This is a genomic window from Halorhodospira sp. 9621, assembly GCF_022228055.1.
In the GTDB taxonomy this organism is placed as follows: Bacteria; Pseudomonadota; Gammaproteobacteria; order Nitrococcales; family Halorhodospiraceae; genus Halorhodospira; species Halorhodospira halophila_A.
In genome coordinates this window covers 144,342-166,192 of sequence record NZ_JAJNRD010000002.1, presented here as the reverse complement: position 1 = coordinate 166,192, position 21,851 = coordinate 144,342, and the positions used below count along the sequence as shown (strand labels likewise).

General features: G+C 68.3%; 16 protein-coding genes. 9 read left to right on the top strand and 7 right to left on the bottom strand.

Annotation, left to right across the window (positions count from 1 at the left end; genetic code table 11):
* Positions 1–19 precede the first annotated feature (19 nt).
* From LRF89_RS02025 to map, 7 genes are all read right to left on the bottom strand, one after another.
* Positions 20–3,433, bottom strand: a complete 3,414-nt coding sequence (locus LRF89_RS02025; protein WP_238636511.1) for a BadF/BadG/BcrA/BcrD ATPase family protein — start codon at positions 3,431–3,433, stop codon at positions 20–22.
* Positions 3,417–5,141, bottom strand: coding sequence for an activator of (R)-2-hydroxyglutaryl-CoA dehydratase (locus LRF89_RS02020; RefSeq protein WP_201242646.1), 1,725 nt, complete (start codon positions 5,139–5,141; stop codon positions 3,417–3,419). The genes LRF89_RS02025 and LRF89_RS02020 overlap by 17 nt, the downstream gene beginning before the upstream one ends.
* A 95-nt stretch (positions 5,142–5,236) precedes the next feature.
* A complete protein-coding gene (gene dapE / locus LRF89_RS02015) occupies positions 5,237–6,376 on the bottom strand; it encodes a succinyl-diaminopimelate desuccinylase (protein ID WP_238636510.1) in 1,140 nt (379 codons plus the stop codon).
* Entirely contained in the window at positions 6,373–7,194 is an 822-nt protein-coding gene (gene dapD, locus LRF89_RS02010) for a 2,3,4,5-tetrahydropyridine-2,6-dicarboxylate N-succinyltransferase (protein WP_201242644.1), read from the bottom strand. The genes dapE and dapD overlap by 4 nt, the downstream gene beginning before the upstream one ends.
* Before the next feature lie 10 nt (positions 7,195–7,204).
* Positions 7,205–8,404: a succinyldiaminopimelate transaminase gene (dapC, locus tag LRF89_RS02005; RefSeq protein ID WP_201170602.1), complete on the bottom strand. Its 1,200-nt coding sequence runs from the start codon at positions 8,402–8,404 to the stop codon at positions 7,205–7,207.
* A complete protein-coding gene (gene glnD, locus LRF89_RS02000) occupies positions 8,401–11,067 on the bottom strand; it encodes a [protein-PII] uridylyltransferase (RefSeq protein WP_238636509.1) in 2,667 nt (888 codons plus the stop codon). The genes dapC and glnD overlap by 4 nt, the downstream gene beginning before the upstream one ends.
* 29 nt (positions 11,068–11,096) lie before the next feature.
* Positions 11,097–11,864 carry a type I methionyl aminopeptidase gene (gene map, locus LRF89_RS01995; RefSeq protein ID WP_201242642.1) on the bottom strand — a complete coding sequence of 256 codons (768 nt, stop codon included), beginning with the start codon at positions 11,862–11,864 and terminating at the stop codon, positions 11,097–11,099.
* A 280-nt stretch (positions 11,865–12,144) separates the two neighbouring features.
* Here map and rpsB point away from each other — a divergent pair, with 280 nt between their 5' ends.
* From rpsB to bamA, 9 genes are all read left to right on the top strand, one after another.
* A complete protein-coding gene (gene rpsB / locus LRF89_RS01990) occupies positions 12,145–12,888 on the top strand; it encodes a 30S ribosomal protein S2 (protein WP_201170597.1) in 744 nt (247 codons plus the stop codon).
* 15 nt (positions 12,889–12,903) lie between these two features.
* Positions 12,904–13,779 (top strand): translation elongation factor Ts, encoded by an 876-nt coding sequence (gene tsf / locus LRF89_RS01985; RefSeq protein ID WP_201242641.1) that lies wholly within the window; start codon positions 12,904–12,906, stop codon positions 13,777–13,779.
* A gap of 76 nt (positions 13,780–13,855) precedes the next feature.
* Positions 13,856–14,602, top strand: a complete 747-nt coding sequence (gene pyrH, locus LRF89_RS01980) for a UMP kinase (RefSeq protein ID WP_238636508.1) — start codon at positions 13,856–13,858, stop codon at positions 14,600–14,602.
* The gene (gene frr / locus LRF89_RS01975) at positions 14,599–15,156 is read left to right on the top strand and encodes a ribosome recycling factor (protein ID WP_201242640.1); all 558 of its coding nucleotides are present in this window, start codon (positions 14,599–14,601) and stop codon (positions 15,154–15,156) included. The genes pyrH and frr overlap by 4 nt, the downstream gene beginning before the upstream one ends.
* Before the next feature lie 9 nt (positions 15,157–15,165).
* A complete protein-coding gene (gene uppS, locus LRF89_RS01970; RefSeq protein ID WP_201242639.1) occupies positions 15,166–15,945 on the top strand; it encodes a polyprenyl diphosphate synthase in 780 nt (259 codons plus the stop codon).
* On the top strand, positions 15,938–16,762 hold the full coding sequence (locus tag LRF89_RS01965; RefSeq protein WP_201242638.1) for a phosphatidate cytidylyltransferase: 825 nt from the start codon (positions 15,938–15,940) through the stop codon (positions 16,760–16,762). The genes uppS and LRF89_RS01965 overlap by 8 nt, the downstream gene beginning before the upstream one ends.
* Positions 16,762–17,934 carry a 1-deoxy-D-xylulose-5-phosphate reductoisomerase gene (locus LRF89_RS01960; RefSeq protein ID WP_274522071.1) on the top strand — a complete coding sequence of 391 codons (1,173 nt, stop codon included), beginning with the start codon at positions 16,762–16,764 and terminating at the stop codon, positions 17,932–17,934. The genes LRF89_RS01965 and LRF89_RS01960 overlap by 1 nt, the downstream gene beginning before the upstream one ends.
* Before the next feature lie 7 nt (positions 17,935–17,941).
* Entirely contained in the window at positions 17,942–19,309 is a 1,368-nt protein-coding gene (gene rseP, locus LRF89_RS01955) for an RIP metalloprotease RseP (RefSeq protein ID WP_201170582.1), read from the top strand.
* 70 nt (positions 19,310–19,379) lie between these two features.
* Positions 19,380–21,734: an outer membrane protein assembly factor BamA gene (gene bamA, locus LRF89_RS01950; protein ID WP_238636506.1), complete on the top strand. Its 2,355-nt coding sequence runs from the start codon at positions 19,380–19,382 to the stop codon at positions 21,732–21,734.
* Positions 21,735–21,851: the final 117 nt, after the last annotated feature.

The window sequence follows — 21,851 nt, the reverse complement described above, 5'->3', positions numbered from 1 at the left end:
CCGCTCGGCCGCTCCGTGCTCAGGCAGCCGAGCGCTTGGCGGGTAGCTCGGCCTGGTATCGGCGCAGGAAGTAGTCGATGGTCTCGGTGCGGATCTGGATCGATCCGCCGGGGCGGTTCTCGTCTAGGTCCTTGAAGCAGAAGTAGGGTGTTCCGGATTGCTCGATGATCGCCTCGATCACCGAGTAGATCGGGGCGTCGTGGCCGCACTTGAAGTTCGACAGCTCCACGGCCACCAAGTTGGGGTGGCGGGCGATGAACTTCGCCGCCCAGAGCTTGCGGGAGCTGTGCTCTGAGAAGTCGTGCTTCCAGACGTCGTCGATGGCCAGCGCCGAGCGCATGGCGCCGGCGCGCACCTCGGCGCCGAAGAGCTGCTCGAGCGTGGCCGGATCGCGGGGCAGGGCGTCCTGCCACAGGATCGGGTAGCCCTTGCGCTGCAGATCATCGAGGATGCCGTGGTTGATGCCCGGATCGTTGTGGTAGGGCCGGCCGAGGACCCCGATACCCACCCGTCCTTCCTGCTCCAGCCGCTGCAGCGTCTGCCGCTGTTCGGCCTCCATCCGCTCGTGGAAGGCGTGCAGGGCTGCCAGGCCCTGTTCCGCGGCGCGCCTTGACTCCCTGGCGCTGATGCCGAGTTCCTCTCCCCAGTCGGCGCGCATCTGTTCGGCACACAGCGCCGCGTCGTCCAGGTTGACCAGGGTCTTGCGGAAGCGGATCCCGTGCTCGGCGAACACGTCCCCCTCGCGGCGGAAGGCGGCGTGGGTGGCTTCGGCGGTGCCCGGCACCGTCGGGCACGCCTGGGCGGCGAGTGCGCCGTCCAGAGCGCCGGGCAGACTCTTGATCATCGGGAAGAAGATGTGGGTGAGCGGGCGCCGGCGGTGTTTGCGGGTAAGCAGGTTATGGACGTGCGGGATGCCGAGCTTGCTCGGGAAGCACGGGTCGATGCTGCCGCGGTTGGCGCCGCGACGGTAGAGTTCCGGATCGGTGTAGTCGGAGAAGACCAGCGCCCGTTCGGGGACGCCGAGCGCTGTGAAATAGCCGAGGAAGAAGGGCGCGCAGCTGTAGAGGTTCAGGACCCGGGGGATACCGATGCGCACCTGACGGCGATAGGCCATCGCCGCCCGGCGGCGGGCCGCAGGGCGGCCCAGCGGGCCGGGCAGGCGGGTCTGTGGCAGCGGGTCGGCGACCCCTTCGACCTGCGGGGTGCGGAAGACCTCGCGGGCGGCGCGGTCCAGGTGATTCGGATTGCGCTCGGCGTCGCGATCGAGCGCCGCCTTGATGCGCTGCATGGTGTCTTTGTCCTCGACCTCGCCCTGCTCGCAGGAGGCGATGATTACGCGCCGGAAACCGGGGGCCAGGGGGACCGAGGTCCGGGGTGGCGTATCGGCCCCGGTTGCCGGCTCGGTGACGTCGCCGGTGGCCACGTCGATGAAGGTCCGCAGGCAGAGGTTGCGGCAGAAACGACACCGTGTGCGCTCGTCGCGGATGGTGTGGTGCTGGAGGCGGCGCGCGCGTTCGAAGCCGATGAACGTCGAGCGGCGGTGCTCGCTGCGGTGCAGTCGGCGGGCCTCGAGCCCCGCGCCGATCGCCCCGGATTCACCGCAGTGGCGGTGCACGCGGATGTCACACTCCGCCCCCACCTGCCGGAAGCGCTCGCGCAGGTAGTCCACCTGTGCCTTCACGGCGGCGAGGTTGTGCTGCGTTCCCCCTTGTAAGACGAAACGCCGTCCCAGATCCGCCGGGTTGGGCTGCTGCGCCACATAGAGCCAGATGTTCTTCGGCAGGACCGCCGCCAGGCCGGCGAGGATCTCGTGGCGCTGCCAGCCCTTGCGCTGGAAGTCGACGATGTCCGACTGCAGGAAGACCGCACAGCCGTGGTTGAACACGGGCATCGCCTCCGCGCTGAGCGCGGTCTCGGCGTAGTCCTCGAGCTCGATGCCAAAGGCGCGCGCGGTTGCCTGCAGGAAGTAGCCATTGCCCGCCGAGCATTGGGTGTTGAGACGGAAGTCGCGGACCCGGCCGTCGCGCAGGAACATCAGCTTGATGTCCTGGCCGCCGACATCGACGATGCAGTCGGTCCCGGGGTGCTCTTTTTCGCAGGCGTGGGCGTGGGCCACCGTCTCGACGACCGCGGTATCCGCATGCAGCACGTCGCGCAGGATATCCTTGGCGTATCCGGTGGTGCCCACACCGGGGACTTCCAGTTCCGCCCCTTGGCGCAGGACGGCGGTCTCCAGTTCGGCGAGCAGGGCAACGGCGTCCTCGATGGGGTTGCCTCCGGAGAGTCGATAGGCCTTGGCGAGGACCTCGCCGTCCGGATCCAGCAGGACGCCCTTGGTGGAGGTGGACCCGGCGTCGATCCCCACATAGCCGGTCACCCTTTCGCCGGGGGAGAAGCGGGCCGGCTGCCAGGGTTGCGGCTGGAACTCGCGCAGAAACGTTTCCAGCTCGGCGGAATCCTGGACCAGGGGCGGTGCGCCGCCCGGGCGCCGCCCGCCGGTGCGCTGCTCCGTCAGCCAATCGTCCAGCACGCCCGGCCCCGGGTAGCGCCCGGCGTCCGGGTCATCGGCCAGCTCGCTGCGCCCGAACGCGACCGCGCCGAGCGCGGCGAAGTACTGGGCCTGCTCGGGGACGTGGACGGCTGCCTCCAGCGGCGCGTTCCAGTCGACGCCTCGCTCCTCCCAGAGGGCCTGGATGTGGCTTCGCCAGCACTCCTGAAGGCCGCGGATGTAGGTGTTCGGCCCGCCGAGCAGCAGCACCCGGGGGTGGAGGGTGTGGCCCCGGGTCAGGACGGAGAGGTTCTGCTGCACGATGGCCTCAAACAGTGAGGCCATCAGTTCCTCGGCGGCGACCCCCTGCTTCTGTAGGGAGTTGATATCGGTCTCGGCGAAGACCCCGCACTTCCCGGCCACCGGGTGGACGGTGTGGCCGACATAGCCCATGTCGCCGAGCCGCTCCGGCGCGATGGCCAGCTTGGCGGCGATCTTGTCGATCACGGCGCCGGTGCCCCCGGCGCACTTGTCGTTCATGGCCGGGATCTTGCGCTTGCTGCCGTCTTCCAGCGACTTGAAGACGATGATCTTGGCGTCCTGGCCACCGAGCTCGACCACGCTGCCGACGTCGGGGAAACGCGACTCGACGGCCAGCGACACGGCGTGGACCTCCTGCACGAACCGCGCCCCCAGGGCCCGGGCGACGCTGCCGCCCCCCGAGCCGGTGGTGAACAGCCGCAGGTCTTCGCGACGCGCCGCTGGGATGGCTGCCTCGATCCGGGCGAGGAAGTCACGCACGGTCTCCAGCTGGCGCGTTTCGTGGCGGCGATAGTCGTGCCAGAGCAGTGTATCGTCGGCACCGTCGATGACTACGGCCTTGACCGTGGTGGAACCGACGTCCAGGCCGACCAGGATCGGGGCGTGATCAGCGGGGCTGGGCATGACGGGGCTCCCCGGGCTGGTGCTCGGTGGCGGCGTGGCGGGGCGAGTCCGGGTGGCTGGCCATGCGATCGGCCAGGTGATGGACGAACCGTGCCGCCCGGCAGATCGCCCCGCCGGTATGGGGGATCGGGTAGAGCGGGCTGCGCAGCTGCGGGCGTTCGGCGATGTAGGCGCGCAGCGTGTCCAGGTCGGTGCCGCGGGCGGTCAGGGCGTCTTGGAACTCGTTGCGGGCGGACTCGCGCGCCTCGCCCAGCGCCATCTGTGCCCGCGAGTAGGCGTTGATCTCGCCCTCGCCGGAGGTCTCAATGGGCAGGAAGCGGATATCCGGATAGTCGGCCTGCACGGCTGCCTGGGCCCCGTCGGACTGGGTCGAGGGCATGCAGCCGAAGGGCTTGAGCGAGAGGGTCATGTGCGCCAGACGGTTGCGGTGGTAGTAGAGCGTCTTGGCCACCTCAAGGTGTCCCTCGCCACCGGTGATGCGCGGGTGGTAGTAGGGGCGGCCGAGACGCTCCAGGGTGCGCTGGTCGGCCAGCGGGGCTGCACAGTTACCGAGGGCGGCGCGCATGCGGTCGTACTCGCGATGGAGGAGCCGGCCGATCTGCTCGATCAGCCAGTGGCGCAACCGTGTGGTGGTGGCCCGCAGTAGGGCGCGGCCCGTCCGGACGTGAGCCGCCGCCTCGGCCGCCCGGGCCTCATCGAGCTGGCCGTGGAGCCCGTGGCGCATGTAGTCGACCCATCCGGCGACCGGTTCCACCTGGATCTCGGCGCCTTCCCCCTCGAGAAACTCGAACATGCGGAAGTTGCCGTCCCCCTCGGTGGTCTGCGCCCAGAACTCGCCGGTGACCTTCACCAAGGGACGCGGGCGCAGGTAGTCCACCTCGAAACCCGCTTCGATGATCCTGCGACAGCGGGACAGGGCGGCGGTGCAGGTCGAATCCCGCAGGCGGGTGAGCAGGCGGGCGGCATCCTCGGCACTGGACAGGGGGGTCACGGCGGCCAGCAGCCGGGCCGTGGCCGTCACCCGGGGATGCGGCCGTCCCTGGCCGAGCGCCCGCTCGCACTCGCTCAGGCAGGCCTCGAAGGTCCGTTCGGCCGCGGAGCTATCGGTAGCGTAGGGGCGCGCCCGGTAGAAGACGGCATTGAGCACGTCGGCCATGAACAGGGCGTCGAGCACGGCGATGTAGAGACCAAGGTCCACGGAGAGTCCGTCTCCGTAGCCCTCGTCCGGGTGGCCATCGCCGCCGCCCTTCTTGTCGAAGGCGATCACCCGGAACCCCGGATAGCCGGCCTTGGCCAGGGCCTGCCGGTACTGCGCCTCGTACATCCCGAAACGGCAGGGCCCGCACGAGCCCGGCGTGACGAAGACGTACCGGTCCGTAACTTCGTCCCGCGCGAGGTTGCGCTCGGCTCGGCGCCGTTCGAGGTGGTTGATCAGGGCGCCGGCGACGAAGTAGACCGGATTGCACTGGCCGTTGTTGCAAAGCTCCCGGCCGGTCTGCAGATCGCCGCGCTCCGGCGTGGGGATCGCCTCGGCATGGTAACCCAGACCCCGCACGGCGGCGGTGAGCAGCCGATCATGAGCGACGCTGAGACTGCCGAAGAGCAGGGTGACCCGGTCCCGTTCCTCGCGGGTGAACGGCCGCTCGGCGGGGCGCCGGTAGTGACGCCTCGCGCCGTCCTGCGGGTGCGTCGGCGGGCTCGGTTCCATGGGCCACTCGCGTACCGCTGATCCGGTCAGCCTTCCAATCTAATCCTGTTGCCCGAAGGCATCAAATCGCCCCCGGGCCCCTCGCCGCCCGGGGCTCAGCCTGCCGCGCAGTCCAGCAGGCGCTGCAGGATGTCGAAGTAGATCGCCTCCAGCGCTTCGAGGTCGGCGACCGCGACGTGCTCATTCGCCTTGTGAATGGTGGCGTTCAGCGGGCCGAGTTCCACCACCTGCGCGCCGGTCGGGCCCATGAAGCGGCCATCGGAGGTGCCCCCGGAGGTCGATCGCCGTGGACAGCGCCCGGTGTGCGCAGTGACCGCCTGCTCGACGGCCTCGATGAGCGCCCCGCCTCGGGTGGCGAAGGGGCCGCCCGAGTGCCGCCAGGATATCGTGTAGTGGACGCCGTTGTGGTGGAGGATCGCCTCGATCCGTTGCTGCAGATCCTCGGCGGAGACCGTCGGGGCGTAGCGCAGGTTGAAGACGACCTCCATGGCGCCGGGGATGACGTTGTCCGCCCCGGTGCCCGCCTGGATGTTGGAGATCTGGAAGCTGGTCGGCGGGAAGTCGTCGTCACCCTGATCCCACTCGGTGGCCACGAGCTCCTGCAGCGCCGGTGCGAAACCGTGGATGGGGTTGTCCGCCTGGTGCGGGTAGGCGACGTGACCCTGCTCGCCGTGGACGGTGAGGTGGCCGGTCAGCGACCCCCGGCGGCCGACCTTGAATTCGTCCCCCAACTGCGCCTGGCTGCTGGGCTCGCCGACGAGGCAGTAGTCGATGGCGCTGCCCCGCTCGGCCAGGGTCTCCACCACGTGGCGCGTGCCATCCACCGCAGGACCCTCCTCGTCGCTGGTCAGCAGGACCGCGATGGCGCCGGCGTGCTTGGGATGGTGGGCGACGAAGCGCTCCACGGCAGCGGTGAAGGCGGCGACGCTGCCCTTCATGTCCGCCGCACCGCGGCCGTAGAGACAGCCATCCTCGACGATGGGCTGGAAAGGTGGGTGCTGCCACGCTGACTCCGGGCCACTGGGGACGACATCGGTATGGCCGAGGAAGCAGAACAGCGGCCGCCCGGTACCGCGCTGCGCCCACAGGTTGGTCACCCCGCCGGTGCTCAACCACTCGGCGCCGAAGCCGGCCGCGGCCAGGCGTTCGGCGATGAGGGTCTGGCAGCCGGCATCCTCGGGGGTCACCGACGGTCGCTGGATCAGCTCCCGGGCCAGCTCGAGGGTTGCGCTCATGGGCGCAGCAGCTCGTTGATGCCGACCTTGGCGCGGGTCTTCTCGTCCGCGTATTTGATGATCACGGCACAGTAAAGACTGTGGCTGCCATCGGCGGCGGGGAGGTTTCCCGGGACGACCACGGCACCCTCTGGAACGTGCCCGAAGTGGACCTCACCGGTGTTGCGGTCGTAGATCTTGGTGCTCTGGCCGATGTAGACGCCCATGGAGATCACCGCGCCGCGGCCGACGATCACCCCCTCGACGATCTCCGAGCGGGCGCCGATGAAGCACTCGTCCTCGATGATGGTCGGGTTGGCCTGCAGCGGCTCGAGTACGCCGCCGATGCCCACCCCCCCCGAAAGGTGGACGTTTTTGCCGATCTGGGCGCAGGAGCCCACCGTGGCCCAGGTGTCGACCATGGTGCCCTCGTCCACATAGGCGCCGATGTTCACGTAGGAAGGCATCAGCACCACCCCGGGGGCGATGTAGCTGCCGCGCCGCGCTGCCGCCGGCGGCACCACGCGCACGCCGGACTCGCGCAGGGCGTCCTCGCCCCAGTCGGCGAACTTCATCGGCACCTTGTCGAAGAAGTTGGTCACGCCGCCGCGCATCAGGCGGTTGTCGTTGAGCCGGAAGGAGAGCAGGACGGCTTTCTTCAGCCACTCGTTGACCTGCCAGCCCCCGTTGCCCGGTTCGGCCACCCGTGCCTGGCCGCTATCCAGACGGCGCAGGGCCTCATCGACCGCCTCGCGGATCTCGGCGGGGGTGTCATTCGGGTTGAGGCGGGTGCGTTGTTCGAACGCCTCTTCGATCACCTTCTGGATGTCTGCAGCCATGCTGGGCTCCCTATTGGAAATTTCTCTGGACAAACCGCCGGATCCGCTCCGCCGCCTCGATGCAGGTGGCCAGGTCGGGAACCAGCGCCATGCGGATGCGTCCCGCCCCCGGAGCAACCCCGTCAGGGCCGGTGCGGGAGAGGAAGCTGCCCGGTAGAACCGTGACGTGCTCTTCCTCCCAAAGCCGCCGGGTGAACTCCTGGTCGTCCACCGGTGTGCGCGGCCAGAGATAGAAGGTCGCCGGCGGCGGGGAAACGTCCTCGAGGGCGTCGGCGAGAATGGTACACACCTCCCGGTAGCGCTCGCGATAGCGCGCCCGGTTGTCGATGACGTGGCTCTCGTCGCCCCAGGCTGCGGTGCTCGCGGCCTGCACGTGCAGGGGCAGGGCGCAGCCCTGATAGGTGCGGTAGCGCAGGAAGGCGTGGATCAGGCCCGGGTCGCCGGCAACGAACCCGGAGCGCAGGCCGGGGGCGTTGGAGCGCTTGGACAGGCTGTGGAAGACCAGGCAACGGTGGAAGTCGGTGCGCCCCTCGGCCTGGCAGACCTGCAGCAGTCCGGGCGGGGGATCGTCCTCGTCGGCGTAGATCTCGCTGTAGCACTCATCGGCGGCCACGATGAAGCCGTACCGGTCACTGAGTTCCAGCACACGGCGGTGGTAGTCGGTGCCGGCCACGGCGCCGGTCGGGTTGGCCGGGCTGTTGAGGTAGAGCAGCTGGACCCGCTGCCAGGTCCGCGGCTCGATGGCGTCGAGATCCGGCAGCCCGCTGCCCGGGTCGATGGGCAGGTAGAGCGGGCGCGCGCCGCTGAGCAGCGCTGCACCCTCGTAGATCTGATAGAACGGGTTGGGCATGGCCACGTACGGCCGGCCGCGGCCGATGACAGTCTGGGCGATGGCAAACAGTGCCTCGCGGGTCCCGGCGACGGGTAGCACGTGGTACGCCGGGTCCACGGCCGTCCCGGGCAGGTCGAAACGCCGGCACAGCCAAGCGGCGATCGCCTCGCGCAGCGACTCGAGGCCCCGGGTGGCCGGGTAGCGAGCTACCTGATCCAGGTTATCGCGGAGCACCCGGGTGAGCAGCTCGGGGGGCGGATCCTGGGGCTCGCCGATACCCAGCCGGATGGGCGCTGCAGCCGGTGCGCGGTGCCCGGCCAGAAGCCGCTCCATGCGCTCGAAGGGGTAGGGCTGCAGCTCGGAGAGACCGCGATTCATAGATCCTCCGCGTCGAGGAGTCCTTGCAGGGCCTGACGCACACAGCGGTACTGCGCCGGCCGGCGCAAAGGCTTGCCCTGGTCATCGGTGATGAAGAACACGTCCTCGGCCCTCTCTCCCATAGTGGCGATCTTGGCGTTCTTGACCCGCACGCCGCACTGCGAGAACGCCCTGCCTACCCGTGCCAGCAGTCCGGGCCGGTCGGCGGTGATCAGCTCCACGACGGTGCGGGTGTTGTCCGGGTCGTCCGTAAAGCGGATCTGCGTCTCGGTGCGAAAGTGCTGGAGCTGTCGCGGGATGTGCCGCGCCACCGGGGCCGGGGGCGGGCCCTGCTCAGCGGCGGCGGCGGCCAGCACGCGGCGCACCTCCTCGATACGTTGTTCCTCCCGCGGTGGCTCGCCGTGTTGTTCCAGCACCCGGTAGCTGTCCAGGGTATAGCCGGCGTCGGTGGTGATCACGCGGGCATCCTGGATGCTCAGACCGAGCCGGTCCAGGGCCCATACACAGCGGGCGAAGAGATCGGTGCTGTCGGGTGCGTAGAGGAAGATCCGCGTGCCGCCTCCAGCGTCCTGCGCGGCGGCCAGCACCAGCGGGAGCTGGGCCGGCAGCGCCTCGGCAATGGCCTCGGTGTGCCAGGCGATCTCCTCGGCGCTGTGGCGCAGGAAGTAGTCCTCCGGCAGCTCCCCCCAGACTTTGCGGATGCGCCCCGGTCCGTAACCGCGCTGGCGGAGGATTCGCCGGGCATCGCGCTGGGTGTCGCGGATCAGCTCGTGCTTGTCCAGCGGCTTACCCAGTCCGCGGCGGATGGCGGCCCGGGTCAGCCCGTAGAGCTCGTTGAGCAGCGCGGCCCGCCAGGCGTTCCAGAGTTCCGGGTTGGTGGCGCGGATGTCGGCGACGGTCAGCAGGTAGAGGTAGTCCAGGTGGAGCTGGTCGCCCATGGCGCGGGCGAACTCGGTGATCACCGCCGGGTCGGAGAGATCCTTGCGCTGCGCGGTGACCGACATGTCCAGGTGGTGGCGCACCAGCCAGGCGACCAGGCGGGCGTCGTAGGCCCCGAGCCCGTGCTGGATGCAGAAGTCGTAGGCATCGGTGGCGCCCAGTTCGGAGTGATCGCCGCCGCGGCCTTTGGCGATGTCGTGGAACAACCCCGCCAGGAAGAGCAGCTCGGGTTTTGGCAGCTGCTGCATGATGTCGTGGGCCAGGGGCAGCTCGGCACGGTGCTCGGCCAGGGCCATGCGGCGCAGGTTGCGCACCACGAAGAGGGTGTGCGAGTCGACGGTGTAGACGTGGAACAGGTCGTACTGCATGCGCCCGGCGATTCGCCCGAACGCCGGGATGTAGCGCCCGAGCACGCCGTAACGGTGCATCCGGCGCAGGGCGTGGGTGATGCCCTGGGGCTGGCGGAGGATCTCCATGAACAGGCTGCGGCAACGCAGATCGCGCCGGAAACTCTCGTCGATGAGCGTCCGGTGCTGGCGGATGAGCCGGATGGTCGAGGCACGCACGCCCTTGAGTTCCGGGTGCTGCTGCAGCACCAGGAAGACCTCCAGCAGGGCGAATGGATAGCGCCGGAATACCGAGGGGTCGGTGACCTCAAGGAAGTCGCGGCGGATCTGGAACCGCTTGTTGATCGGGGTCGGCTCGGTACCCGAACCGGCGTAGAGGATCGCCTCCTGGAAGTGCTGCAGGAGCATCTCGTTCAGCCGCGAGATGTCCATGGCGGTGCGGAAGTAGCGCTGCATGAACTGCTCGACGGCCAGGGTGCGGTCGTCATCGACGTAGCCGAACAGCTCGGCCAGACCGACCTGGTGGTCGAAGAGCAGACGGTCCTCGCGTCGACCGGCGATCAGGTGCAGACCGAAGCGCACGTCCCAGAGGAAGCGTTGGCCGGCGTGGAGGGCCTGGTACTCGGCTTCGGTCAGGAACCCCTCCGCGACCAGCTCGTGCACGTGCTCGGCCCCGAAGTGGCGCTTGGCGACCCAGCCCACCATCTGGATGTCGCGCAGACCGCCGGGGCTGGATTTGATGTTTGGTTCCAGGTTGTAGGCGGTGTCGTGGAATTTGGCGTGGCGGGCCTGCTGCTCGGCCAGCTTGGCCTCGAAGAAGGCCGGGCTTGGCCAGATGCGCTCGGCCGACATGGCCTGGCGCAGCGACTGACAAAGCTGCGGGTCGCCGCAAAGCAGGCGCGACTCCATGAGATTAGTCGCGATGGTGATGTCGTCGCCGGCGGCCTCGATGCACTCCTCGACGCTGCGAACGCTGTGACCGATGTCCAGACCTAGATCCCATAACCCGGTGATGAGGGATTCGAGCGAAGGGGTGAGCGCCTCTCTGCGCCCGGGGGCGACCAGGACCAACACATCGATGTCGGACCCCGGGTGCAGCTCGCCGCGGCCGTAGCCGCCCACCGCCAGGAGCGCGCAGCCGCCTGGATCGTCGCCGCCCAGGCTGCCTCGCCACAATTGTCGGACCACCTCATCCACCAGGGCGGCCCGTTCCGGAACCAGTTCCTCGGCGCCGGTCCCGGCGCGGAATCGCTCGGCGAACTCTGCATCAGCCTGCCGCAGGGCTTGGCGCAGGGTGGGCAGCAGCGGCTCACCCGCCTCCAGCGCCCGGGCTAGATCACCGGACTCCAGGACGGCGGGGCGGGCCGTGGCGGGCATGGTGGGGCTCCTGTCGATGGGGCGGCGACTCAGCGGCCGTCCGGTGCCGGGGTGAGGATCTCGTAGCCGGTCTCGGTGACAAGCAGGGTGTGCTCCCACTGGGCCGAGAGGCTGCGGTCCTTGGTCACCACCGTCCACTGGTCCCGCAGCAGCTTGGTGGCCGGTTTTCCGGCGTTGATCATCGGTTCGATGGTGAAGGTCATACCGGGCTCGAGGCGCATGCCGGTGCCGGGCTGGCCGTAGTGAAGCACCTGTGGCTCCTCGTGGAAGCTCTGCCCGATGCCGTGGCCGCAGTACTCTCGCACGACCGAGAAGTTGTGCTCCTCCGCGTGGCACTGCACGGCGTGGCCGATATCCCCCAGAGTGGCGCCGGGCCGGACCTGCTCGATGCCGCGCCAGAGGCAGTCGCGGGTGGTTTCCACGAGGCGTCGGGCCAGGATGCTCGGCTCGCCGACGTAGAACATGCGGCTGGTGTCGCCGTGCCAGCCCTCGGGGTCGATGACCGTCACGTCGATGTTGAGGATATCGCCCTTCTTGAGCTTTTTCGGCCCGGGGATGCCGTGGCAGACGACGTGATTGACCGAGGTGCAGGTGGCCTTGGGGAAGCCGCGGTAGTTCAGCGGCGCCGGCGTCGCCCCGAGCTCCTCCGTGATGTAGCGATGACAGAGCTCGTCGAGGTACTCGGTTGTCACCCCGGGCTCGACCCGGGGGGCGATCATGTCCAGCACGCTCGCGGCCATCCGGCCGGCGCGGCGCATGCCCTCGATCTCTTCAGCGGTTTTGATGGGTACAGACATGCGCCTCATCATAACATGTGGAGTTCGCCTGCGGTGTGTCGCCGCCCGGCCGTGGAGGGTGTTGCCCTGCATCGGCAGGCCGTGCAGTTCATTCTTGTAACCGACTGTCGATAGTGGTATAAACCGCGCTGCTGCGGCGTAAAGGTGCGCCCAGCAAACTGGGAAAACCACTGAATCCACACATACGCCGTCACATTCGACCGGGTGCCCGGTGGCCGTGCGCGACCGGGTCGTCGTCTGCGGGCGTATGGAGGCTCAACCCGATCCAAGGAGATCCGACATGGCCGACGTTTCCATGCGTCAGATGCTGGAAGCGGGAGTGCACTTCGGGCACCAGACCCGCTTCTGGGATCCGAAAATGCGCCCCTTCATCTTCGGTGAGCGCAACAAGATCCATATCATCAACCTCGAGAAGACGCTGCCCCTCTACAAGGACGCCCTGAACTTCGCCGGGCGCCTGGCCAGCAACGGTGGCAAGATCCTCTTCGTCGGGACCAAGCGGCCGGCGCGGGAGCTGGTCCGCGAGCATGCGGCCCGCTGCGGGATGCCCTACGTCGATCACCGCTGGCTCGGCGGCATGATGACCAATTTCCGCACCGTCAAGCACTCCATCGCCCGCCTCAAGGACCTGGAGACCCAGGCGGAGGACGGCACCTTCGACAAGGTGACCAAGCGCGAGGCGCTGGCGCTGAGTCGCGAGCGCGAGAAACTTGATCGCAGTCTTTCGGGCATCAAGAACATGGAGCGCCTTCCCGACGCCATGTTCGTCGTCGACGTGGGCTATGAGCACATCGCCATCTCCGAGGCGAAGAAGCTCGGCATCCCGGTCATCGGCGTAGTGGACACCAACTGCTCGCCCCGCGAGGTCGACTACGTCATCCCCGGCAACGACGATGCCATCCGTGCCATCGAGCTCTACGTCAGCGGTATCGCCGATGCCGTCCTCGAGGCCAAGCAGGCAACCAGTCATGCCGCGGCCTCGGGCAAGGACGACTTCGTCGAGATCAACGACACCGCATCCTGAGGGGGGCAAACAGAGATGTCCGTATCCGCAAATCTGGTCAAGCAGCTTCGTGAGCGCACCGGCTCCGGCATGATGGAGTGCAAGAAGGCCCTGGTGGAGGCCGACGGCGACCTGGAGGCCGCCGCAGAGCTGATGCGCAAGAAGGGCCTGGCCAAGGCCGACAAGAAGGCCGATCGAGTCGCGGCCGAAGGCCGCATCGTGGCGGCCCGCTCCGATGACGGCAAGGCCGGCGTGCTCGTCGAGGTCAACTCCGAGACCGACTTCGTCGGCAACGGCGACGAGTTCCGCGCCTTCGCCGAGTCCGTGGCGCAACGGGCTCTGGACTCCGGCGCCGAGGACCTGGACGCCCTGCTGGCCAGCGAGGTCGACGGCAAGTCGGTGGAGACCCTGCGCCAGGAGATGGTCGCGCAGCTCGGCGAGAACATCGAGGTCCGCCGTTTAATCCGCTACGCTGGGGACCATCAGGTGGCTCAGTACCTGCACGGCGCGCGGATCGGCGTGATGGTCGAGTACACCGGGGGCGACGAGCAGCTCGGCCGCGACCTGGCCATGCACATCGCGGCCTCCTCGCCGGTTTGCGTCAGCCCCGACGATGTGCCGTCGGATCAGCTGGCCTCCGAGAAAGAGGTACTGCTGGCGCAGGCTCGCGAGAGTGGCAAGCCGGAAGAGATCGTCGAAAAGATGGTCGAGGGCCGGCTCAATAAGCATCTGAGCGAGATCACGCTGCTCGGTCAGCCCTTCGTCAAGGACCCGGATCAGACCGTCGGGGACCTGCTCAAGGCCAAGGGCGCGGAAGTGACCCGCTTCGCGCGCTACGAGGTCGGCGAGGGCAAGGAGAAAAAGGACGAGAGCTTCGCTGACGAGGTGATGGCCCAGGTCCGCGACTCCTGAGCCCGGGCGGCGCTATCAGCAACGGCGGTGCCCGGGGTGCCCGGGCACCGCGCCCGCTCACCGAAAGGCCGGAGTCATGACGGTGCCGCACTATCGCCGGATACTGCTCAAGCTCAGCGGCGAGGCGCTGCTGGGTGACGGACAATACGGGATCGCCGCCAACACGCTCAATCGCATCGCCGACGAGCTCGCCGAGATCAACGCCATGGGGGTCCAGGTGGCGGTGGTCATCGGGGGTGGCAACATCTTCCGCGGGGCCGGTTTGGCCGCATCGGGCATGGACCGCGTCACCGCCGATCACATGGGTATGCTGGCCACCGTGATGAACGCCCTGGCCATCCAGGACGCTCTGGAGCGGCGGAACGTGTTCTGCCGCGTCATGTCGGCCATCAAGATCAATCAGGTCTGCGAGGATTACATCCGCCGCCGGGCGGTGCGTCACCTGGAGAAAGGCCGGGTGGTGATCTTCGCGGCCGGTACCGGCAACCCCTTCTTCACCACCGACTCCGCCGCCAGTCTGCGCGCCGTGGAGGTCGGAGCCGAATTGCTGCTCAAGGGAACCAAGGTCGACGGGGTTTACAGCTCCGACCCGGTCCGCGACCCCGAGGCGAAACGCTATCAGCAGCTCACCTACGATGAAGTGCTGAGCAAGCGCCTGGAGGTCATGGACGCGACCGCCATCGTCCTGTGCCGCGATCAAGCGATGCGCATCATGGTCTTTGACATCACCAGCCCGGGTACCATGGTCGCCGCGGCCCGTGGCGAGCCGGTGGGCACCGTGGTCGACCCGGGCCTGCCCAGCGCCCAGGAGGAATCATCGTGATCGAAGATATCCAGGAAGACGCCGACCGCCGGATGGCCAAAGCTGTCGAGAGCCTCAAGCACGACCTGGCTCGGCTGCGCACCGGGCGCGCCCATACAAGTCTGCTTGATCAGGTGAATGTCGAGTATTACGGCATGGAGGTGCCCATCAAGCAGGCGGCCAACATCAGCGTGGAGGATTCGCGCACGCTCGCCGTTACGCCCTTCGAAAAGCACATGGTGCCCGCCATCGAGAAGGCGATCATGGCCTCGAACCTGGGGCTGAGTCCGGTTACGGCCGGGCAGGTCATCCGGGTGCCGCTGCCCTCACTGACCGAGGACCGCCGCAAGGAGATGGTCCGCCTGGTCAAGAACGAGGCCGAGCAGGCCCGCGTCGCCATCCGCAACGTCCGCCGGGATGCCAACTCGGACCTCAAGGACCTGGCCAAGGGCAAAGACATCACCGAGGACGAGGAGCGCAGCGCCCAAGAGGCCATTCAGAAGCTCACCGATCGGTACGTGGCGCAAGTCGACGACCTGCTCGAGGAGAAGGAACGCGAGCTCATGGAGGTCTGAGCAGGTCGTATGGCGGAGACGAATGGGCCAGCGCAGATCGCCGAGCGATTAGCCGGTGTCGAGTTACCGCGCCACATCGCCATCGTCATGGATGGCAATGGGCGGTGGGCGCAGCGGCGTGGGCAGCCGCGCTACGCCGGCCACCGCGCTGGCGTGCGCTCGGTGCGTGAGGTGGTCGAGGCGTGCGGGCGCCTGGAACTCGAGGCACTGACGCTCTTCGCCTTCAGCAGCGAGAACTGGCGTCGTCCGCGCGGCGAGGTCCGCGTGCTGATGGAGCTGTTCCGGACCACGCTCGATGAGGAGCTGCAGCGGCTCCACGAGAACGGGGTGCGCCTGAGCTTCATAGGCGATCGGGCGCAATTCAATAAGGCCCTGCAGCGGCGGCTCGTCGATGCCGAGACGCTGACGGCCGGGAATACCGGGCTGAATCTGATCGTGGCCACCAGCTACGGCGGACGCTGGGAGATCGCCGAGGCGGCCCGCCACCTGGCGGCGTCGGCGGCCCGCGGAGAGGTCGATCCGCAGGCCATCGACGAGGAGGCCTTCCGCGGCGCGCTGTCCCTTCCGGATGTGGCCGATCCCGATCTGTTCATCCGCACCGGGGGCGAGCGACGCATCTCCAACTTCCTGCTCTGGCAGATGGCCTATACCGAGCTCCACTTCGCCGAGACGCTTTGGCCGGAGTTCGGCACCGAGGAGCTAGCCCGCGCCATCGAGGACTATGCCGGGCGGGATCGCCGCTTTGGCGCCGTATCCTCCCGTCCGCTGAAGTCGGTGCGCCATGCTTAAGGCACGGGTGCTGACGGCACTGGCGTTGGGCCCCCTATTACTCGCCGCCATCTGGCTGCTCCCCACCGGGGTGCTCGCCGTGCTGCTGGGGGCCACGGCGGCCCTTGCGGCCTGGGAGTGGACCACGTTGATCGGGGTTCAGGACACGGCGCGTAGGGCGGCCATCGTGGGCGGGTTCGCCGCCACCCTGCTGCCGGGGTGGTTGCTTCTGGAAGCCGGTGTCGCGGCTGGCGGTATTCTCTATGCGGTGGCCGGTCTGTGGGTCGGGGCCCTGGTGTGGCTCCTGCTCTACAGCCGGCGTGACCTCCCGGCGCCTTCGCCCCTGCGGGCTGCCCTGGTGGGTTGGTTGGTGCTGTGGCCGTGCTGGTTGGCGTTGGTCTACCTCCACGGCAGCACGCCCTGGGGGCCGTTCTGGCATACATTCCTGCTGGTGCTGGTCTGGGCGGCGGACACCGGCGCCTACTTCACCGGTCGGGCGTGGGGCCGCCACCGGCTGGCACCGCGGATCAGCCCCGGCAAGAGCTGGGAAGGGGCGCTCGGTGGGGGTGCCGCTGCGCTGCTCGGAGGCGGGCTGCTGGTGCTCGCCCTGCAGCCGCAGGCCCCGGGGCTGGGAGCGCTGGCCCTGCTGACGGTGGCGGTCGTTGTTGCCTCGGTGGTGGGGGATCTTTTCGAGAGCATGCTCAAGCGTCAGCGCGGCGTGAAAGACAGCGGCGGCATCCTGCCGGGGCACGGCGGGATCCTCGATCGCATCGACAGCCTGACTGCGGCGGCGCCGGTTCTAGCAGCGGGGTTAGCGTGGTGGCAGAGCGGAATCTGATGCAGCTGGCAGTACTCGGGGCCACCGGCTCCATCGGCACGAGCACCCTGGATGTCGCGGCCCGGCATCCGGAACGGTTCGGCGTCCACGCGGTGGCCGCCGGCCGGGACTGGGAGGGGTTGCTGCGGATCTGCCGCGAGCACCGTCCAGCACGCGCGGCCCTTGCCGATGCGGCGGCGGCGGACGAACTGCGCCATCGCCTCCGGGACGAGGGGCTGCAGCACATCGAGGTCGATGCCGGCGAGGAGGGTGTGGCGGCCCTGGCGGCGGATAGCGACGTGGACGCCGTGGTGACGGCGGTGGTCGGCGCCGCGGGTCTGGCCTCTTCGCTGGCGGCCTGCCGCGCCGGCAAGCGGATCCTGCTGGCCAACAAGGAGACACTGGTCGTCGCCGGGGAGCTGTTCATGGCGACGGCGAAGCGGTTCGGAGCCCGGATCGTGCCCGTGGATAGCGAGCACAACGCGGTCTTCCAGGGACTGCCGGCCGGTGCAGATGCCACGGCGGGGGTCGAGCGCATCATGCTCACCGCCTCCGGCGGCCCGTTCCGCGATCGCGATCCCGACACCCTGGCTGCGGTCACGCCGGAGGAGGCTGTGGCGCACCCGAACTGGTCCATGGGTCGCAAGATCTCCGTGGATTCGGCCACGATGATGAACAAGGGCCTGGAGGTCATCGAGGCCTGCCACCTCTTCGACCTGGAACCTCGGTGCGTCGATGTGGTCATTCATCGACAGAGCCTGGTGCATGCGCTGGTGGGCTACCGTGACGGTTCCTACCTGGCGCAGGTCGGGTCGCCGGACATGCGGGTGCCGATCTCTTACGCCATGGGCTATCCCGAGCGGATCGCCTCCGGCGTCGATCTGGTCGACCTGGCTGCGGCGGGTCGTCTCGACTTCGAGGCTGTGGACGAGCGCCGTTTCCCGTGCCTGCGCCTGGCCTATCAGGCGCTGCGTACCGGCGGCGGTGCCTGTGCCGTGCTCAATGCGGCCAACGAGATTGCGGTGGATGCCTTCCTCGACGGGCGTCTCCGTTTCGACCGCATCGCGCCAGTGATCGAGGAGGCCCTGGCGGCGGAAACCCCACCGCCCCCCCAGGATCTGGATTCGGCCCGTGGGATCGACGCGCGGGCCCGCCGCCAGGCCGAAGAGGCCGTGCGGCGCATCGCGGACTGATTCGACTATGACCATCGTCTGGAGCATCATCGCCTTCCTGGTCGCCATCGCGATCCTGGTGACGGTCCACGAGGCCGGTCACTACCTCGTCGCGCGCTGGTGCAACGTCCGCGTGCGCCGCTTCTCGGTCGGCTTCGGGCGCCCGCTGCTGAGCTGGCGCGGGCGCGGCCCGGACCGCATCGAGTACTGCCTGTCGGCCATCCCTCTCGGCGGTTACGTACAGATGCTCGATGAGCGCGAGGGCGAGGTCGATCCCGCCGAGCGCCACCGCGCCTTCAACAATCGCCCCCTGGGACAGCGCACGGCCATCGTCGCCGCGGGGCCCGCGGCCAACTTCCTGTTCGCGGTGGTGGCCTACTGGCTGGTGGCGGTGCTCGGCATGGTCGAAATGCGGCCCATCGTCGACGAGCCCATCACCGATTCACCGGCCGAGATGGCCGGTTTCGAGCGGGGGGAGGAGATCGTGGCCATCGACAGCCGCGATACCCCCACCTGGCAGCGGGTGGCTATGGGGCTGATGAATGCCGGGTTCAACCGCGAGGATGTCCCGGTCACGGTACGCGATGAGGCCGGCAACGAGTTGGAACGCTCCCTTAATCTGCGCGCCGAGCCCCGGCTCAAGGACACCACCGATATCCTCGGCACCATTGGCTTGCGCGCCTACACGCCGGATCTGCCGGCGACCATCGGCCGTCTCGCCGAGGGGGGGGCGGCAGCGCAGGCGGACCTGCGCGAGGGGGATCGGATCCGCGCCATCGACGGCGAGGCGGTCGGTTCCTGGCTTGAGCTGGTTGAACGGGTCGAGCCACGCGCCAACGAGCCAGTGACCCTGACCTACGAGCGGGAAGGCCAAGTCCGCGAGGTTACGCTCACTCTGGGCGCGCAGGAGCGCGGCGAAGCCGAGGTCGGCATGCTCGGTGTCGGGCCGGCCATCCCCGAGGGGTATCAGGAGCGCATGGAACGGGAGGTTCGCCACGGTCCAGTGGCCGGGGTCGCCTACGGCGTGGAGCGCACCTGGGACACCACCGTGGTGACCGTCAAGATGCTCGTGCGTATGGTCATGGGCGAGGCGTCGCTGAAGAATATCGGTGGCCCGGTGACCATCGGCCAGTTCGCCGGGGATACCGCCTCCATGGGGGTGGTGCCGTTCCTCACCTTCCTGGCGGTCATCAGCATCAGCCTGGGCATCATCAACCTGCTGCCCATCCCGATCCTCGACGGTGGCCATCTGCTCTACTTCCTGACCGAGGCCATCCGCGGCAAGCCCGTCTCGGAACGGACGCAGTTGATCGGGCAGCAGGTGGGTATCGTCATCCTGCTCGGATTGATGGCACTGGCCTTCTACAACGATTTTGAGCGTCTGCTCGGTGGTTGAGCCCGGCGGCGACGATACGAGGCGGACAAGGAGCCGGCCCGATGCGGCACACGGTAGACAAGGGGGCGCTTTGATTCGACGCTGGGGGCGCAATGCGGTTGTCGCGCTGCTGCTGCTGGGCGCGGCCACGGTCGCGACGGCCAGGGCGGACTCCTTCGTCGCCGAGCAGATCCGCGTGGAAGGACTGGAGCGCATTGACGAAGGCACGGTCTTCAGCTATCTGCCCGTCGAGCCCGGTGATCGCGTGGGCAGCGGCGAGGTCGCGGAGGCGATCCGTGAACTCTACCGCTCCGGCTTCTTCCGCGACGTGGAGTTGGCTCGGGACGGCGATGACCTGATCGTGCGGGTGCAGGAGCGGCCGTCCATCGCACGGCTCCAGTTCGAGGGCAACGAGCAGATCCGTACCGAGGACCTGCGCGAGGCTTTGCGCAGCGCGGGGATGGCCGAAGGGCAGGTCTTCAACCGTGCGCAGCTGGCGGAGATCGAGCGGGAACTGCGCCAGCAGTACTTTGCCCAGGGCAAGTACGATGTCTCCGTGGAGAGCACCGTCTCGCCGCTGGAGCGCAACCGGGTGGCCATCCGGATCGACATCGAGGAGGGCCCGGTTGCCGAGATCCGCGAGATCCACTTCACCGGCAACGAGGCCTATTCCGACCGCGATCTGCGCGGCGTGTTCGAGCAGCAGGCTCGGCGCTGGTGGGCGCCGTGGTCGCAGCGGCACCGCTACGCCCGTGATCTGCTCGCCAACGACTTGGAGAGCCTGCGCGGGTACTACCTGGATCGTGGCTTCCTGAACTTCGCCGTGACCTCGACCCAAGTCTCCATCAGCCCCGACCGGCGCGATGTCCATATCGCCGTCAATGTCGCCGAGGGTGAGCAGTACGAGATCGGCAGTATCGACGTCCAGGGGCATCTGGTGGTTCCGCCGGAGGAGCTGCGGGAGCTGATTACGGCCGAGCCCGGCGAACTCTATTCGCGCAGCCGCGTCAACGCCGGCTCCTCGGCCATTCGTTCGCGACTGGCGGAGGAGGGGTACGCCTTCAGCAACGTCAACGTGCGCCCGCGGGTCGACGAGGACGAACAGGTCGTCGATCTGACCTATGTGGTGGACCCCGGGGCGCGGGTTTACGTGCGGCGGATCAATATCACCGGCAATCAGCGCACCCAGGACGAGGTCATCCGGCGCGAACTTCGCCAGCTTGAGGGGGCGCCACTGTCCAGCGAGGCCCTGGAGCGCTCCCAGACCCGGCTCAACCGGCTCGGTTTCTTCGACTTCGTCAACGTCGAGACCCCCCGGGTGCCGGGCGAGGACGATCGGGTGGACGTGGATGTCAGTGTCCAGGAGCGCATGACCGGGCAGCTGCAGGCCGGCGTCGGGTACGGCGATGTCCAGGGACTGCTGGTCAACTTCTCCGTCTCTCAGGACAACCTGCTCGGCACCGGCGACCGGCTGAGCATGACGGTGAACAACTCCAGCGTTTCGACGATCTACAACGTCTCGTACACCGACCGCTACCACACCCAGGAGGGTGTCTCCCAGACGTTGTCGGCCGGCTACCGCGAGACCCGCGCGCGCCGCGCCGACCTGTCCGACTACGACCTGACCTCAGGGCACGCCTCGGTGGAGTACAGCGTGCCGGTCACCGAGGTGGACCGACTGGCGGCGCGGCTGCGGCTGGAACGCATCGGCATCGATAAGCGCTCCGATACGCCGGGCTGGATCCGTAACTTCCTTGAGGATCAGAGCGACGATCGCTTCACTATGATCAAGCCGCGGCTGTCGTGGAACCGGGACACCCGGGATCGCGGCGTCTTCCCCACCGCTGGCGGGCGTCAGCGGCTGTCGCTGGAGGGGACCGTCCCCGGTGATGACCTGGAGTTCTACAAGCTCACCTACGAGAACCGGCGCTACTGGCCGCTGCGCTGGCTCGGTGACCGCACGACGTTCTCAGTGGAGGGGCAGGTCTCCTACGGCGACGGCTACGGCGATACCGACCGCCTGCCGTTCTTCGAGAACTACTACGCCGGCGGTGTGCGGACCGTCCGCGGTTACCGCGGCAACTACCTCGGGCCGCGCAAGGAGGGGGGTGATCCGATCGGCGGCAACGCCCGGGTGCTGACCAAGGCGCAGGTGATCTTCCCACCCACGCCGGAGTCGCAGTCGGTGCGCATGGCCGCTTTCGTCGACGCCGGGCAGGTTTTCAATACGCGACTGGATCGTTACGACTTTGGGTCCAACACTGAGAAGATCATTCCGGAGGGACTGGACCGCGTGGATCTCGGCGAACTCCGGGCTGCGGCGGGTATCTCTCTGATCTGGATGTCCCCGGTCGGTCCGTTGACATTCAGTCTTGCCGAACCGTTAAATGAGTCGCGGGACGACGAGACCGAGACCTTCCAGTTCTCGCTCGGGACGGAATTCTAGGGCTGTCGCGAAGCGGGCAGGGCCGAATGCAGAAGGCGGCAGCCCCCTGGACCGTCCCGGACGCCCGGTCGATCCGTGATCTCCCGGGGGGGTGGCCGAGTTCATCCGAGCGCCGGG